Annotated in this window: 15 protein-coding genes; 7 read left to right on the forward strand and 8 right to left on the reverse strand. The window is 73.2% G+C overall.

Features of this window, described 5'->3' with window-relative positions:
• From cydD to VFO68_RS02535, 5 genes are all read right to left on the reverse strand, one after another.
• On the reverse strand, nucleotides 1-2335 hold a 2335-nt coding region (gene cydD, locus VFO68_RS02515; protein ID WP_325156481.1), incomplete at its 3' end, for a thiol reductant ABC exporter subunit CydD.
• Nucleotides 2322-3353 carry a cytochrome d ubiquinol oxidase subunit II gene (gene cydB, locus VFO68_RS02520; protein WP_325156482.1) on the reverse strand — a complete coding sequence of 344 codons (1032 nt, stop codon included), beginning with the start codon at nucleotides 3351-3353 and terminating at the stop codon, nucleotides 2322-2324. The genes cydD and cydB, both read right to left, overlap by 14 nt.
• Before the next feature lie 13 nt (nucleotides 3354-3366).
• A complete protein-coding gene (locus VFO68_RS02525; protein WP_325156483.1) occupies nucleotides 3367-4770 on the reverse strand; it encodes a cytochrome ubiquinol oxidase subunit I in 1404 nt (467 codons plus the stop codon).
• A 135-nt stretch (nucleotides 4771-4905) separates the two neighbouring features.
• Nucleotides 4906-5316 (reverse strand): pyridoxamine 5'-phosphate oxidase family protein, encoded by a 411-nt coding sequence (locus VFO68_RS02530; RefSeq protein WP_325156495.1) that lies wholly within the window; start codon nucleotides 5314-5316, stop codon nucleotides 4906-4908.
• Nucleotides 5317-5445: 129 nt separating this feature from the next.
• On the reverse strand, nucleotides 5446-6093 hold the full coding sequence (locus tag VFO68_RS02535; RefSeq protein WP_325156484.1) for a response regulator transcription factor: 648 nt from the start codon (nucleotides 6091-6093) through the stop codon (nucleotides 5446-5448).
• 76 nt (nucleotides 6094-6169) lie between these two features.
• On the opposite strand from VFO68_RS02535, the gene VFO68_RS02540 reads away from it, so the two are divergent.
• From VFO68_RS02540 to VFO68_RS02550, 3 genes are read left to right on the forward strand one after another with little or no spacing between them, the layout of a single operon-like run.
• A complete protein-coding gene (locus VFO68_RS02540; protein ID WP_325156485.1) occupies nucleotides 6170-7459 on the forward strand; it encodes a protein kinase domain-containing protein in 1290 nt (429 codons plus the stop codon).
• Between the two features lie 22 nt (nucleotides 7460-7481).
• Nucleotides 7482-8309, forward strand: a complete 828-nt coding sequence (locus VFO68_RS02545) for a 2-oxo acid dehydrogenase subunit E2 (protein ID WP_325156486.1) — start codon at nucleotides 7482-7484, stop codon at nucleotides 8307-8309.
• Nucleotides 8310-8350: 41 nt separating this feature from the next.
• Nucleotides 8351-9058, forward strand: a complete 708-nt coding sequence (locus VFO68_RS02550; protein ID WP_325156487.1) for an HNH endonuclease family protein — start codon at nucleotides 8351-8353, stop codon at nucleotides 9056-9058.
• A 31-nt stretch (nucleotides 9059-9089) separates the two neighbouring features.
• On the opposite strand, the gene VFO68_RS02555 is transcribed toward VFO68_RS02550, so the two are convergent.
• Genes VFO68_RS02555 through VFO68_RS02565 form a run of 3 tightly spaced genes read right to left on the reverse strand, consistent with a single transcriptional unit; the run spans nucleotide 9090 to nucleotide 11535 of the window.
• On the reverse strand, nucleotides 9090-10010 hold the full coding sequence (locus VFO68_RS02555) for an ANTAR domain-containing protein (RefSeq protein ID WP_325156488.1): 921 nt from the start codon (nucleotides 10008-10010) through the stop codon (nucleotides 9090-9092).
• Between the two features lie 32 nt (nucleotides 10011-10042).
• The gene (locus VFO68_RS02560) at nucleotides 10043-10774 is read right to left on the reverse strand and encodes a GAF and ANTAR domain-containing protein (RefSeq protein WP_325156489.1); all 732 of its coding nucleotides are present in this window, start codon (nucleotides 10772-10774) and stop codon (nucleotides 10043-10045) included.
• Nucleotides 10771-11535 (reverse strand): ANTAR domain-containing protein, encoded by a 765-nt coding sequence (locus VFO68_RS02565; RefSeq protein ID WP_325156490.1) that lies wholly within the window; start codon nucleotides 11533-11535, stop codon nucleotides 10771-10773. Before VFO68_RS02565 ends, VFO68_RS02560 begins: the two co-directional genes overlap by 4 nt.
• A gap of 94 nt (nucleotides 11536-11629) precedes the next feature.
• Here VFO68_RS02565 and VFO68_RS02570 point away from each other — a divergent pair, with 94 nt between their 5' ends.
• From VFO68_RS02570 to VFO68_RS02585, 4 genes are all read left to right on the forward strand, one after another.
• Nucleotides 11630-12229 carry an HPP family protein gene (locus tag VFO68_RS02570; protein WP_325156491.1) on the forward strand — a complete coding sequence of 200 codons (600 nt, stop codon included), beginning with the start codon at nucleotides 11630-11632 and terminating at the stop codon, nucleotides 12227-12229.
• Nucleotides 12230-12347: 118 nt separating this feature from the next.
• A complete protein-coding gene (locus tag VFO68_RS02575) occupies nucleotides 12348-13337 on the forward strand; it encodes an Acg family FMN-binding oxidoreductase (protein ID WP_325156492.1) in 990 nt (329 codons plus the stop codon).
• Between the two features lie 70 nt (nucleotides 13338-13407).
• On the forward strand, nucleotides 13408-14361 hold the full coding sequence (locus VFO68_RS02580; protein WP_325156493.1) for an Acg family FMN-binding oxidoreductase: 954 nt from the start codon (nucleotides 13408-13410) through the stop codon (nucleotides 14359-14361).
• The gene (locus VFO68_RS02585; RefSeq protein WP_325156494.1) at nucleotides 14358-15161 is read left to right on the forward strand and encodes a universal stress protein; all 804 of its coding nucleotides are present in this window, start codon (nucleotides 14358-14360) and stop codon (nucleotides 15159-15161) included. The genes VFO68_RS02580 and VFO68_RS02585 overlap by 4 nt, the downstream gene beginning before the upstream one ends.
• Nucleotides 15162-15196 lie beyond the last annotated feature (35 nt).

Here is a 15196-nt window from a genome sequence, read left to right on the forward strand (position 1 = left end):
GCGCGGCGCCGAGCAGTTCGACGGCGCCTGCGGAGACCTCCGCGCGCAGTGCGGCGGTGCGTCGCTCGGCCGAACGGGCGGTCAGCGCGGACAGCGCCGGCGCGACGACGCCGGCCACGGTCAACCCGACTGCGACGGCGAGCCCCGCCTCGGGCAGCAGCACGCCGATGCCCACGGCGGCCCCGGCCGCCACCGCCGCCGCCGACACGGCCGGCACCAGCCCGCGCACCAGCACGTCCTGCTGGCTGTCCACATCGGACACAAGGCGGTTGAGCAGATCGCCGCGCCGGATCCGGCCGGTCACCGCCGGTCCGAGCCGGACCAGCGTGTCCCACACCCGCACCCGAAGGTCGGCCAGGGCCCGCAGGGCGACGTCGTGCGAGAGCAGCCGCTCGGCGTACCGCAGCACACCCTTGGCCAGGCCGAAGGCGCGCACGGCCACGATCGCGACCATGAGCGTGAGCACCGGCGGGTGCAGCGCGGCCGCGGAGATCAGCCACGCCGAGGTCGCGGTGAGCGCGACGCCGCTGCCCAGCGCCGCCGCCCCCGCCAGGCAGGCCAGCGCCAGCCGGGCGCGGTGCGGTCGCACCGCGACGCGCAGCCACTGCCACGCCGAACCCCGCCGGGCCCCGGGCCGGGGTGGCGCCGAAACCGGGCCGGCCGCGGCGACCTCCCGGATCTGGGGCGGTCGCGGGGCAGCGACGGCGACCGGCGGCGCGACCGGGCCGGGTAGGTGCACCACCCGGTCGCACACGGCCAGCACGGCCGGCCGGTGCGAGACGATCACCGCGGTGCGGCCGAACAGCAGACCGGGCAGCGCGGCGACGATGGCGGCCTCGGTGCCGGTGTCCACGCCCTCGGTCGGCTCGTCCAGCAGCAGCAGCGGCCGGTCCAGCAGCAGCGCCCGGGCCAGCGCGACTCGCCGCTGCTGCCCGGTGGACAGGCCCGCCCCCAGCTCGCCGACGGCGAGGTCCAGGTCGAGGTCCAACCCGGCCGCCGCCGCGGCTGCGGCGACCCGCTCCGCGGCCGCGTCCGGCGCCCCGAGCCGGATGTTGTCCGCGACGGTGCCGGTCACCAGCCGGGGCTGCTGCGGCACCCATGCCACCCGGGCGAGCCACGCCGCGGTGTCCAGTTCGCTCAGTGCCACGCCGTCGACGAGGACCTGCCCGGCATCCGGCGGGTAGGCGCCGAGCAACAGGTCGAGCAGGGTCGACTTGCCGGCCCCGGACGGGCCTGTGACGCCGAGCACCTCGCCCGGCTCGATCCGCAGGTTCAGGTTGTCCAGCACCGGACCGGACCGCCCGGCCACCGTGACCCCGCACAGCCGCACCGGGACGGCGGCCGGATCGGGCGCGGGGCAGCGCCGGCCCGGACGCCGGTCGGGTTCCGCCAGCACGGCCATGATCTCCCCGGCCGCGGCGATCCCCTCGGCGCTGTCGTGGAACCGGGCGCCCACCGCCCGCAGCGGCAGGTAGACCTCGGGCGCCAGGATCAGCACCACCAGCGCGGTGCGCAGGTCGAGACCGCCGGTGACCAGCCGCAGCCCGATGGACACCGCGACCAGTGCCACCGACAGCGTGGCCAGCAGTTCCAGCACCAGCGCCGAGAGGAAGGCCACCCGCAGGGTCCGCATGGTCTGCGTCCGGTACCGGCCGGTGATCTCGGCCAGGGTCCGCCGCTGCGCCCTGGCCCGGCCGAACGCGGTGAGCACCGCGAGCCCGGCGACCAGGTCGAGGAAGTGGTTGCCCAGCACCGCGAGGGTGCGCCACTGGCGGCGCACGCCGCGCTGCGTGTAGCGCCCGATCAGGATCATGAACAGCGGGATCAGCGGCACGGTGACGCCGACGATGACCGCCGCCACCCAGTCGGCCAGCAGGATCCGGGCCGCCACGAGCACCGGCACCACGGCGGCGATCAGCAACTGCGGCAGGTAGCGGGCGAAGTAGCCGTCCAGCCGGTCGACCCCCCGGGTGGCCAGGGTGGCCAGCTCGGCCGGCGACCGGCCGGGGTGCCGGCCCGGCCCGGTGCGCAGCGCCGCGTCGACGACCGCCGCGCGCAGTTGGGTCAGCACACCGGCCGAAGCCCGGTGCGCCGCGGTCTCCGACACCCAGGCGAGCCCGGCCCGGCCGAGCACCACCGCCCCGAGCAGCAGGATCGGCCCGGTCAGCTCGCCCAGCCCCGCGCCACCCAGAAAGGCCGCGGAGATCGCCGTGGCCAGCATCTCGGCCTGCACCAGGACGAGGCCGGCGGTCAGCACCCCCAGCGCGGCGCACAGCAGCACGAACGGCCGGGCGGCCCGGGCATGCCGTAACAGCCGTGGGTCAAGCGGCTTCACGGCTCGCCACCGGCAGGCCGCCACTGCGCGGGATCGCGGCCCGGCTGACCCGCTTGCGGAACACCCAGTAGGTCCAGCCCTGGTAGAGCAGCACGATCGGGGTGAAGAACACCGCCACCCAGGTCATGATCTTCAAGGTGTACGGGGTGGACGCGGCGTTGGTGGTGGTGAGGCTGTTCGCCGGGTCCGTTGTGGACGGCAGCACGTCCGGGTAGAGCGCGCCGAACAGGGTCACGGTGGTGGCCACGATCGCCACGGCGGTGCAGGCGAAGGCCCAACCCTCCCGGCCGCCGCGGGCGGCGGCCACCCCGGCCACCAGGGCCAGTGCCGCGCCGAGCACCGCGACCCAGGTCCACCCGGTGCCGTAGGCGAGTTGGGTCCACAGCAGGAACAGACCGCCGACCGGCACCGCGACCAGGCCCAGCGGCCAGGCCAGCGCCTTGGCCCGGTCGCGCATGTCGTCGGTGGTGCGCAGGGCCAGGAACACCGCGCCGTGCAGGGCGAACACCAGCAGCGTGGTCAGCCCGCCGAGCAGCGCGTAGGGGTTGAGCAGTGTGAAGAAGTCGCCGGTGTAGTGGTGCTCGGCGTTGAGCGGCACGCCGCGCACGATGTTGCCGAACGCCACGCCCCACAGCAGTGCCGGCACCACCGAGCCGAACACGATGGCCACGTCCCAGCGGCGCCGCCACCGCACGCTGTCGATCTTGCCCCGGAACTCGAACGCCACCCCGCGCACGATCAGCGCCACCAGGATGACCAGCAGGGCGAGATAGAAGCCGGAGAACAGGCTCGCGTACCACAACGGGAACGCGGCGAACGTCGCGCCGCCGGCCACCAGCAGCCACACCTCGTTGCCGTCCCACACCGGCCCGATGGTGTTGATCAGCACCCGGCGGTCGGTGTCGTCCCGGCCCAGCACCGGCAGCAGCATGCCCACGCCGAAGTCGAAGCCCTCGAGGACGAAGTAGCCGGTCCACAGCACGGCGATCAGCAGGAACCAGATGTCGGTCAGGTCCATGACTTCTCCTGCCTCAGTAGGCGAACACGGGTGCCGGCTGTTCACCGTCCACATCGGACTCCTGGTCCGGCGGGGTGGGTGGCGGCGGCCCGGCCTGGGCGTAGCGGATCATCAGCATCCCGTCCACAACGGCGAGAATCCCGTACAGCGCGGTGAAAACGAGCAGCGAGGTGAGCACCGTGCCGGCGGCCACGGTCGGCGAGACCCCGTCGGCGGTGCGCAGCACCCCGTAGACCGCCCAGGGCTGACGGCCCATCTCGGTGAAGATCCAGCCGGTGCTGTTGGCCAGCACCGGCAGCACCACCGCGAAGATCGAGGCGGTGTAGAACAGCGGCGCGGTCGGGGTCCGGCCGCGCCGGAAGACCCACAACCCGATCAGGGCCAGCAGCCCCATCAGCGCCCCGAAGCCGATCATCAGCCGGAACGTCCAGTACGTGACCGGAATGTTGGGCCGGTACTCGCCGGGACCGTACTTCTGCTCCGAGGCGGCCTGGATGTCGTTGATGCCCTCGACGGTCCCGTCGAACGAGCCGGTGCCCAGATAGGACAGCAGGCCAGGGACCCGGATGCTCCACACCTCCTCGGAGCCGTCCAGGGTGCCGAGCGTGAACACCGAGAACGAGGCCGGTCCGGAGGTGTTGTACAGCGCCTCGGCCGCCGCCATCTTCATCGGCTGCTGCTTGGTCATCAGCTTGGCCTGCACGTCCCCGCTGATCACCACGCCGGCGCTGGCGACCAGCACGGTGACCAGGGCCAGCCGCATCGACGGGCGGAACACCTCGACCGCGTTGCCCTTGCGCAACTGCCAGGCGCTGATCGCGACGATGAAGATCCCGGCGGTGACGAACGCCGCGGTGATGGTGTGCGCGAACGCGCCGAGCGCGGTGGAGTTGGTCAGCACCGCGCCGAAGTCGTTGAGCTCGGCCCGCCCGGACTCCGGGTTGAACCGGTAGCCGACCGGGTGCTGCATCCAGGAGTTCGCCGCCAGGATGAAGTAGGCGGACAGCACGGTGCCGATCGCGGCCACCCAGATCGTGGCCAGGTGCAGCCGTTTCGACAGCCGGTCCCATCCGAAGATCCACAGCCCGAGGAACGTGGACTCCAGGAAGAAGGCCAGCAGGCCCTCGATCGCCAGCGGGGCGCCGAAGATGTCGCCGACGAAGGCGCTGTAGTCGCTCCAGTTCATACCGAACTGGAACTCCTGGACGATGCCGGTCACCACGCCCATGGCGAAGTTGATCAGGAACAGCTTCCCCCAGAACTTGGTCATTCGTAGGTACTTCTCGTCGGCGGTGCGCACCCACGCGGTCTGCATTCCGGCCACCAGAAAGGAAAGCCCGATGGTCAGCGGCACGAAGATGAAGTGGTAGACCGTGATGATGCCGAACTGCCAGCGAGCCAGGTCCAGTGCACCCATCGGGATCTCCCTGTGCGGTCCGGGTTTTGCCAGCATTGTGTCCACGTGGGAGCACGGCTCACAACATGGCGCAGGGCCTGTTGTGCCGGGACCTAGGTCCCGGCGACGCCGGGACCAACCGAATGGGTGACTCCGCTACCCGAGGGGGACGTCCTCCGGGGCGAGCCGGTAACCGGTCACCAACTCCGGCCGGATGCGCAGGACCTGGTTGCGCTCCCCGTTCACCCACGGGCGCAGCAGTTGGGTGTAACGGGCGACCTCGTCGGGGTCCCGCACCAGGGTGGCCAGACCGGTGACGATCACACTCCACCCGGTGTGCTCGGCCGGGTCGATCTCGTCGGCCTCGTAGGCCACCACGACCCCCACGCCCGCCAGCACCTCGGAGCCGAGGTGGGTGCGGACGACCACCGCGCCGTCGTCGACGATGTGGTTGATCGGGCGAACCGCCGGCAGGGCCTGGCTGGTGAACACGATGCGGCCATAGGAAACGCTGCCGAGCAGGCGGAGTGACTCCCACCTGGGCAGCTCGATCAACCGGCGCCCCACGTTGCCCAACCACGACCTCCTTCGCCGGGCCAGCCTCGCGGGACGAGCCGAGCCGGCACCAGAGTCGAAGTCATCGAGCATCCGGGACTTTGGACCCTTGTTCACCGCATCGGGCCACGGCAGGTGGCCTCAGTGTTCCTCCTGGTCACGACGAAGGTCGGCGGCCAGCACCGCGGCCTGGGTGCGGCGCTGCATGCCGAGCTTGGCCAGCAGGTGCGACACGTAGTTCTTCACCGTCTTCTCCGCCAGGAACAGCCGCTCACCGATCTGCCGGTTGGTCAGGCCCTCGCCGATCAGCTCGAACACGGCCCGCTCCTGCTCGGTCAGGGCGGCCAGCGGGTCACCCTTCTCCCGCTCCCGGCGGATCCGCTGCAGCAGAGCGGCGGTGGTACGCGGGTCGAGCAGCGAGCCACCCTCGCCGACCGTGCGCACGGCCTTGATCAGGTCCGTGCCGAGCACCTGCTTCAACACGAACCCGGCCGCGCCGGCCATGATCGCGTCGAACAGCGCCTCGTCGTCGGCGTAGGACGTGAGCATCAGGCAGTTCAGCTCGGGGTGCCGCGACCGCAGCTCGCGACACAGTTCGACGCCGCTGCCGTCGGGCAGCCGGACGTCGAGCACCGCGACGTCGGCTCCGGTCCCGCTCACCCTGGCCATCGCCTCGCCCACGGATCCGGCCTCGCCGACCACCTCGAAGTCGGGCTCGTCCTCGAACAGGTCCGAGATGCCGCGCCGCACGATTTCGTGATCGTCCACCAGAAAGATCCGAATGGTCACACGCAGACGGTACGCCCGGCCGGTCACCCGCAGCGCACACCCGTGCCTGAACGGGGGCGGTTGCTACCGTTGTGCGATGGACCCGGGTGAGCTGATCGCGGGCCGTTACCGGCTCATCTCGCTGGTCGGCCGTGGGGCCATGGGGGTCGTCTGGCGCGCCCGGGACGAGCGGCTGGACCGGGTCGTCGCGGTGAAGCAACTGCTGGCCGACGCCTCGGCCCGGGAAGCCAGGATCGCCGGCCGGCTACGTCACCCGAACGTGATCGCCGTCCACGACGTGGTGGTCCACGACGACACGACCTGCCTGATCATGGAGTACCTGCCGTCGCGCAGCCTCGGCGAGTCGGGAACGCTGCCGCCGGACCAGGTCGCCCGGATCGGCAGCCAGGTCGCCGCCGCGCTGGTCGAGGCGCACGCGGCCGGCATCGTGCACCGCGACCTCAAGCCGGACAACGTGCTGATCGCCGAGGACGGCACCGCGAAGATCACCGACTTCGGGGTGTCCCGGGCGGTCGGGGTCGGCACCCTGACCTCGGCCGGCATGCTCGCCGGCACTCCCGCCTACCTGGCGCCCGAGGTGGCCGGCGGGGCGGACGCCGACTTCCGCTCGGACGTGTTCTCCTTCGGCGCGACGCTCTACGCCGCGTTGGAGGGGGAGCCGCCGTTCGGCTTCGAGGACAACCCGATCTCGCTGCTGCACAGGGTGGCCCGCGGCGAGATCCGGCCGCCGCAGCAGGCCGGGCCGTTGACCGGCGTGCTGCTGTTGCTGCTGCGCCGCGATCCCGCCGAACGTCCGACCATGCCCGAGGCGGCCGCGATGCTCGCCGCCGCGGCGGCCGGGGAGCCGTTGCCGGCGTTCCGCCCGCGCACCCCGACCATGGTGCTGCCGGCCCGGCGGGTGTCCCGCCGGACGGTGGTGACCGGGGCGGCGGCGACCGGCCTGGTGGCCCTCGGCGTCGTGATCGGGGTGCTGATCAACGACGGGACCAGCCCGGCGGCGGGGGAGCGCCCGCCCGGTGCCGGCCCGACCAGCACCAGCACCAGCACCGCGCCCGCGCCGTGCCAGGCCCGCTATCGGGTCGGCCAGTCCTGGCCCGGCGGCTACAACGTCGAGGTGACCGTGACGAACAACGGCGCCGAGCCGCTCAACCGCTGGGCGGTGCGCTGGACGATGCCGGCCGGACACCGGGTGGACAACCTGTGGAACGGCAAGGTGTCGGCGGACGGTTCGGCGGTGACCGTCCGGAACGAGAACTACAACGGCATCGTGGCGGCCGGGCAGTCGATCACCTTCGGGTTCAACGCCCGGGCCGAAGGGGAGGGCGATCGGGACGAACCCGCCGCCGTGGACTGTCGCCTGGACTGATCGCCGGTGAATGATGTGCGCCATGGCCACACGACTGACCGGATGGCGCAAGCTCGCAGGCTCCGCCTGGGGACCGCCGAACGACCCGCAGTTCTTCGGTGAGCTGGACATCGACGCGTCCGCGCTGCTGTCCTACGTGGAGGCGCTGCGGGCCGCCACCGGGGTGCGGGTCACGATCACCCACCTGGTCGGCCGGGCCGTCGCCTACGCCCTTACCGAGGTGCCCGAGTTCCAGGTCCGGCTGGCTCGTGGCCGGGCACACCCGCGCGAGAGCGTCGACGTCTTCTACATCGTCTCCGCCGACGGCGGGCGCGAGCTGACCGGTCTCAAGATCGCTGAGGCGGACCGCAAGTCGCTGGTGGAGGTCGCCGAGGAACTGAACCGGCGTGCGGCGGCCGCCAGCCGGGGTGAGGACGACGCGCTCGGCCGGACCACGGCACTGATGTCGGCGCTGCCGCCCTGGCTGCTGCGCCGGGTGCTGGATGTGGGCGCCTGGCTCAGCTCCGACCTCAACCTCGACCTGTCCCGGTTCGGCATGCCGCGCCAGGCGTTCGGCAGCGCCATGATCACCTCGATCGGCATGTGGGGGGTGAGCCGGGCGTTCTCGCCGCTGGCCCGCTACTACCGCTGCCCGCTGCTGGTGCTGGTCGGCGCCGTGGAGCCGCGTCCGGTGGTGGTGGACAACGAGGTGGTGGTCCGGCACATGCTCACCCTGACCGCCACCGTCGACCACCGCTACGCCGACGGGTTCCACGCGGTCAAGCTCGCCCAGGCGGTGCGCCGCTACTGTGCCGACCCGGCCGCCCACGAGCCGGCCACGGCGGCGCTGGCGGAGGAAAGCGCTAGGTGAGCGGAAGGTTGACGCGGTGGGCGAAGGGGAATCCCGCTGCCATGGTCCCCGCCCGCATTCTGGCCGCGCTGGCCGCTGCCGTACTCGCCCTGGGACTCGCCGGCTGTGATCCGGTCGCCCTCGGCCCCGACGGATCCCCGACCGCGGCCACCGACCCGGCCGCCAACGCGCACGAGCCCGCCGGCACGCTGGACGCGGTCACCGCGCGAGCCAAGCTCGCCGCGCTCGTCGAGGCGCCGCCTGCCGGCCTGGACGGCTACGCCCGGGACTGCGACAAAGGCGAGGCGTGTGTGTTCGGCCAGCCCTGGCTGGACGTCGACGGGGACGGCTGCGACCAGCGGTCCCAGGTGCTCGCCCGGGATCTGGAGGGGGCGGTGCGCAAGCCCGGCCGCTGTGCGGTCACCTCCGGCACCCTGCACGACCCCTACACCGGCCAGACCATCACCAGCGTCTCCAAGATCCAGATCGACCATGTCGTGCCGCTGGCCGAGATGTGGCGCAGCGGAGCCAGGTCCTGGACCACCGAGCAGCGTGCCCAGGCCGCCAACAACCTGACGAACCTGTTGGCGGTGCAGGGAAAGACCAACCAGTCCAAGGGTGACAAGACCCCGGACGTCTGGCTGCCGCCGAACTCCGCGTTCCACTGCACCTATGCCCGGATCTACGTGACCGTCAAGGCGACCTACGCCCTCACCGTCACGGCGCTGGAGCGCCAGGCCCTGGCCAGCGCCCTCACCGCGTGCGGGTGAGCAGGCAGTTCAGTCAGGCAGTTCAGTTCGGTCAGGCACTGATGTCCACGCTGCCGTCCAGCACACCGCGGGCGACCTCGAGGACCGGCAGGTTGCGGAGCTGGGCATGCACCGTCATCAGCCTGAAGGCGTCCGAGCCGGAGGTGTGATGCCGTTCGGCCAGGGTTCCCTTCGCCTGCTCGATGATCGCCTGGTTGGTCAGCGCGAACTCCAACTGCGTGACGAACTCCTCCCGGTGCCGGGCCGCGTGCTCGTGCAGGATCGTGATCGAGGCCAGGTCGGCCAGGCCCTGCACGATCGCGCCGGCGCCGGCCGGCAACCCCGCGCCCGGTAACACCAACGCCCCCAACACCTCCTCGCGCAACCGCAACGGAAAGGTGTGCAGGGTGGTCACGCCGAGCGGCTCGGCCGCGGCGGCGAGTTCCGGCCAGTCCCCGCCGGTCAGGTCGAGCTCCCGCGGCCGCGCTGCGGGCGTTGCGTCGGGCCCGTCGCGGTAGCGCCGCAGCAACTCCGCCGAACCGTTCGGCGTACTGGCCAGCAGGGTCGGCGGCCGGGACAGCACGATTCCCGCGCCCGCGACCGGAAACAGGTCGACGCAGCAGGTCAGCACCATCCGCAGCCCCTCGTCCAGCGTCGACCCGCCGACCAGCCCGGCCGCCGTGGCCAGGAACGTCGCCAGGGTGCGCCGGCCGGAGCCGTACCCGCTGGTGATCAGCTGGGCGGCGGCGTCGCGGATCCCGGTGATCGCGTCGTCGAGTTGGCCGACCGCCGACCAGATCCGTTGCCGGGCCGGGCCGGGCTGGTTGCGTTCCAACAGGTCGAGCGCGCCGTGCAGGTCCAGGCTCACCGCGAACAGGCACTGCACGGCGGGATCGAGCAACTCGGTGTCGCTGGGGACCTGGTCCATCCGGCCTGCCGTCTCCCCCGTGGTGTGCGGCTGGGGCGCGCTCATCGTGACGTGCAAATTGCACGTGGTCAACCTGCTCAGTCGGCTCCCCGCACGACCTCCGCGAGATCGGCCGACCCGCGCACCACCGCAGCGGCCAGGTCGCCGATGCTGCGACCGGTGCGGGCGGCATGGTCGCGCAGCCGCGCATGCGCCTCGCCCACCGAGCCGCCGGTGTACTCGGCCAGCACACCCTTGGCCTGGTCGAGCAGCACCCGGCTGTTGAGCGCGGCTTGCAGTTGAGCGAGCACCAGGTCCCGGTCCCGCACGGCGCGCTCGTGCAGGATGCCGACCGTGGCGAGATCGGCCAGCGCCTGACCCAGCTCGACCACGTCGGTCTCGAGCGTGCTCCCGTTGCCGCAGAACAGGTTCAGCCCGCCGATGACCTCCTCCCGCAGCCGCATCGGCAGCGCGTGCACCGAACCGAACCCGGCGGCGCCGGCCGCGGCCGCGAACCGGGGCCACCGGTCGGCGGCCGCCGCGAGGTCCGTCGCGTGCACCGGCCGCCCGCTGTGGTAGCAGTCCAGGCCCGGCCCTTCCTGGTTCTGCAGCTCGAAAAGCTCGAGCAGCCGAGCCTGCTCGGTCGAGGCGGCCACCAGGTTCAGCCGGCCGCGATGGTCGGCGAGCAGCAGACCGGCGGCCCGCACGCCGAGCACCTCCACACACCGGTTCGCCAGCAGCTCAAGGAAGTCCAGGACGTCGAAGTCCGCGACCAGGGTGTCGGTCAGCACCACGAAGGCGTCCCGGACCCGGTCCGCAGAAGCACTCAATTCTCCTCCCCATCGGGTTCGTTGCCGCCCTCCGGAAGCTTGCCCGCACGGCCCCCATCGAAGCGCACCCGCCGTTCGATCACGTCGCGGGCCACCGCCGCCAGCCGCCGGTCCTGGGTGAAGGCGTAGGCCCGTAACCGAACCAGGGCTTCCTCGACCTCAACCCCGAGCTGCACCGACAGCATGCCGGCGGCCTGGTGCACCTCGGCGCGCCACTCGTCGAACCCCCCGTCGACCAGATCCGCGTAGGCGGCCGGGATCCCGCCCCGGTCGTCGAGCACCAGGAGCAGCGCCGCGTCGGCGAACACCAGCGCGTCGGCAAGCTGCGCACCGGACAGCGGACCCGTCCGGTCGCGGTACAGATCCAGCACGCCGACCCGGACGGCACCCAGCTCGAGCGGAAACGAGAACATCGCCAGCACCCCCCGCTTCGTCGCGGCCGGCGCGAACACCGGCCACCGCCGCCGGCTCGCCGCCGCGGACAGGTCCGCCGCCAGCACCGGCCCCGCTCCGTCCAGGGCGTCGGCCGAGGGCCCCTCGCCCAGGGTGAACTGCAGCTCGGCCAGTTCGGCGCTGGCCGCGTCGCTCGTGGCCACCGGATCGTGCCGGCCACGGCCGCGGGTGATCGACAGACCGGACCCGGTCGCGGCCACGGCCCGCGCGCACACCACACACACGTGCCGCAGTGATGCCGACGCCCCCTCCCGCTGCGCGTGCTCAGTGATCAGGGCCCAGACTCTGACCACTCGGTCCTGATCCACCGGCGATCCGCCCCGCCACCTTCCTCGAACGAACTTTCAGGGGCGAAACCCTACCCATCGGGGCGCGGCCCTGGTGCGCTGGTGGGGAACCTCCGTGGAGGAGAAGGCGATGCGGGCCCGCGACATCATGACCAGCCCGGTGCTCACGGTTCGGCCCGGTGCGCCGGCCGCTGCCGCCGCGCGGCTGCTGCGCATCCGGGGGTTCGGCGCGCTGCCGGTGGTGGACGAGGACGACCGGCTGGTCGGCGTCGTCACGGCGGCCGACCTGAGCTGGCCGGCGAGCGGCAGCACGGTGGGCGAGGTGATGACCGCGCCGGTGCTGTCCCGGGGCCCGGGCGCGGACCTGGTGGACCTGGCCACCGTGCTGCTGGAGCCGCGCCGGCACTGCGTGCCGATCGTCAGCGCCGACCGGGTGATCGGCATCGTCACCCGGCGCGACCTGGCCCGGGTGGTCGGGCGGGACGACGGTGTCATCGCCGTCGAGGTGCGCCGCCGGCTCGTCAGGTACAGCGGGCACGGGCACTGGGGCGTCACGGTGCACCGGGGCGTGGTGCGCATCCGGGCCGAGTTCGCCGACGAGACCGACCGGTTCGTGGCGATCGCGCTCGCCGAGGCCGTCGCCGGGGTGGTGCGGGCGCACGCCGAGACCGGTCCCCCCAGTGGTGATTTCCAGAACGCGGGTGGGCTCGGGTAGAGCCAGACTGAACCCACCGGCGGACGAAAGTCCCTGCCGAACCGGGACCGGGGACGCTGGTCGGGCGCGTACCGCCCGGCCAGGCTGTTGGTACCAGGGAGCAGTCGGGAGCACACCGATGAACACCACCCAGTCCTCCGTCGCGGCGCTCGTCGACGCCGCCCTCGCCGCCGCGATCCGGGCGCCGTCGCCGCACAACACCCAGCCGTGGCGGTTCGAGGTCGGTTCCCGGCACGTGGACCTGCTGCTGGACCGGGAGCGGGTGCTGCCGATCGCCGACCCGGACGCCCGGGAGGCCCGGCTGGCCTGCGGCGCGGCCCTGCTCAACCTGCGCCTGGCGCTGGCCGTGGCCGGCCGGACGGCCCGGGTGGAACTGCTGCCCGACCACAACCGGCCCGACCTGCTGGCGACGGTGTGGATCGGCGCCAGGCGGGAGCCGGGCCAGGATCAGCGGACGCTGGCCGAGGCCATCGTGCGCCGGGCGTCCAACCGCCGGCCGTTCGCCGACCGCCCGGTCGTCCCCCGGCAGCGGCACACGCTGACCCGGGCCGCGGCCACCGAGGGCGCCCGGCTGATCCTGCTGGAGCGGCCGGACGAGCTCAGCACGTTCGCCGCGCTGCTGCGCCGGGCCGACAGCCTGCAGGCCGAGGACCCGGCGTTCCAGTCCGAACTGCTGCAGTGGGTGGCCGAGCACGCCGGCCGCGCGGACGGGGTGCCGCGCACGGCCGGCGGGCCACGGCCGCTGACCGGCGACGTGCTGGCGATCCGCGGGTACCCGACCGGCTCCGCCCCGGCCCGCCCGTTCGAGCAGGATCCGCTGGTCGCGGTGCTGGCCATGGCCGGCGACACGCCGCTGGACCAGGTGCACGCGGGGCAGGCGATGCAGCGGGTGCTGCTCGCCGCCACGGTCGAGGGGCTGAGCGTGTCGTTCGTGTCGCAGCCGATGGAGATCGCGGCCACCCGCGTCGGGCTGCGCGACCTGGTCGGTGGCCGGGCGCACCCGCAGACCGTGCTGCGGATCGGCCACGGCTACGCGGTGCCGCAGACCCCGCGCCGCCCGGTCGACCAGGTCACCACCGTCGTCGAGGACCGGGAGCCCAAGGTATGACTTGTGGAGACAGCCCCGGCGCCGAGCTCGCGAGGCGGATCGGGACCCACCGGGCGTGCGAGGTGCTGACGTGAGCAGTAGCTGGGAGAAGTTCGAGTGCGCCATGCTGGTGGCCGCCGTTCGCCAGGCCCCCTCGGTGCACAACACCCAGCCGTGGGTGCTGGAGCTGCCCGGCCGGGGAGCGTCGCTGTTCGAACGGCTGGACCGCTCGCTGCCCCGGCACGATCCGACCGGCCGGGACCGGATGATCTCGTGCGGCGCCGCGCTGAGCAACCTGCTGGTCGGGGTGCGGACCCTCGGCTGGGACGTCGACTTCCTGCCGTTCCCGGACCCGGAACATCCCGACGAGGTGGCCCGGCTGGTGATCGGCGAGCGGCGCGCTCCGTCCGAGCTGGACCTGGCCCGTTACGAGGCGATCCCGCGCCGGCAGAGCTATCACAGCCCGTTCGCCAGCACGCCCGTGCCGGACGAGCTGCGCGACGACCTGATCGCCGGGGTCGCGGCCGGCGGGGTGCGGACCCGGCTGGTGCACGGGCAGCAGGAAGCGGACGTGCTGGCCGAGCTGATCGGCCACACCGGCGAGGTGCTCCGCGAGGACCGGGGCTACCAGCGCGAGCTGTCCGCCTGGACCGGCGCGCAGGAGCCGGAGTCGCGGCGGCGGCCGAGCCTGCCGTGGACGCTGATCCGCTCGACCACCCGCCAGCCGGCGCCCGAGGTGCTGGCCGCCCGGGTGTCCCGGGAGACCGTGCTGCTGCTGGAGACACCGCAGGACAGCCGGCAGGACCACCTGCTGGCCGGCTGCGTGCTGCAGGACATCTGGCTGTCCGCGGTGCACGCCGGCCTGGTCGGTTCGGTCCTCACCCAGCCGCTGCACCTGGCCGAGGTGCGCGACGGGCTGGTGGAGCGGTTCGGCCTGGCCGGCGTCCCGCAGGTGCTGCTGCGCCTGGGCTACCCGTTCGACCTGCGGCCGCCCGGTCCACGGGAGCCGGCCGAGCAGCCCGAGCGCGAGGGGAGTGCGTCGTGAGCGCGGGCGCCGATCATGTGGTGGCCGGGGTCTCGCCGTCCTCGCCCCGGGCGGAGACGGTGGCCTGGGCGGCGGGCGAGGCGGCCGCCCGGGGCGCGGTGCTCGAGGTGGTGGCGGCTTCGTCCCGGCCGGGCGATGCCGAGGAGGCCCGGGAGGCACTGCGTCAGGCGGCGCTGCTGGCCACCGAACGGGCTCCGGGCGTCGCGGTGGTGACCCGGGTGATCGCCGGGTCGCCGGAGCCGGTGCTGCGGGCGGAGGCGACCGGCGCCGGGCTGCTCGTGGTCGGCGCCGACGACCAGAGCCCGCTGCTGGAGGCGATCACCGGCTCGGTGCCGGGCGGCCTGCTCACCACCGCGCCGTGCCCGCTGGTGGTGGTGCCCAAGGACGCCGCGCCGCCGGGGGACACCGCGCCGATCCTGGTCGGGGTGGACACCGCGGAGACCTCCCGGTCCGCGCTCGACCACGCCTTCTCGATGGCCGAGCGGTCCGGCCGGGACCTGCACGTGGTGCACTGCTGGACCGCGCCCCGGGATCCGGCGGAGCAGCGGGCGATCGCGGACTGCCTGGCCGGCTACGCGCGGGCCTGTCCGGACGTCGCCGTGACCGTCGTCGAGGTGGAGGAGGATCCGGTCACCGAGCTGGCCCGCCGGTCCCGGAAGGCGGCGCTGCTGGTGCTCGGCTCGCGCGGTCGGGGCCGGCTGGCGTCGATGGCGTTCGGCTCGGTGAGCCGCACGCTGATCCGCCGCTGCCGGTGTCCGGTCGTCGTGCTGCGCGCCGAGCAGGAACGGATCGGATCATGACCCCGGAGAAACGCCCGCCGGCCACCGCGTCGCTG

Origin of the sequence: Actinophytocola sp. (genome assembly GCF_035712165.1) — a bacterium.
Lineage (GTDB): Bacteria > Actinomycetota > Actinomycetes > Mycobacteriales > Pseudonocardiaceae > DASYTH01.